The organism is Neisseria sp. P0021.S007, from assembly GCF_051956855.1.
On the sequence record NZ_JBQCXA010001685.1, the window covers coordinates 1 to 446 of the forward strand.

Here is a 446-nt window from a genome sequence, read left to right on the forward strand (position 1 = left end):
TAACGGTTCGCCGCAGAAGCTTTAGTGTTGTCATAGTAGTGCACAACATTATTACCGTTGATGGCCGTATTGTTGACGCTCAAACCGGTTGGAGAGCCGGTAGTAATAACAACATTGTCGCTTTGGATGACGTTTGCCGTATTGGTTACGTTGGCGTCATTTTTACCTTTGGCGTTGATGCCGCCGTTTGGTTTGCCTGAAGCGTAGCTGCCGTTGACATTGACGGTCAGATTTTTTTCGTTAACGCTGCTGATCGCGCCGGAAGTATTGACTTTGTTGCCTTCTACTTCAATGGAGTTGTTGGATACCAAGTTGGTACCGTGCAGGTTGACGTCGCCGTTGTTGGCATTGATTTTAATATCGTTGCCGGCCGCTACATTCGCGCCTGTGGCGGTAGAAGAAGCGTTATCGGTTTTGTTGACGCCGACAGATCCGTTGACGTGAGG

At 48.9% G+C, this 446-nt stretch carries 1 protein-coding gene; it reads right to left on the bottom strand.

What is annotated here, in order from left to right; genetic code table 11:
• Nucleotides 1-446 (bottom strand): hemagglutinin repeat-containing protein (locus tag ACTHUR_RS20910; RefSeq protein ID WP_440400728.1); only part of this gene is annotated, 446 nt, incomplete at both ends.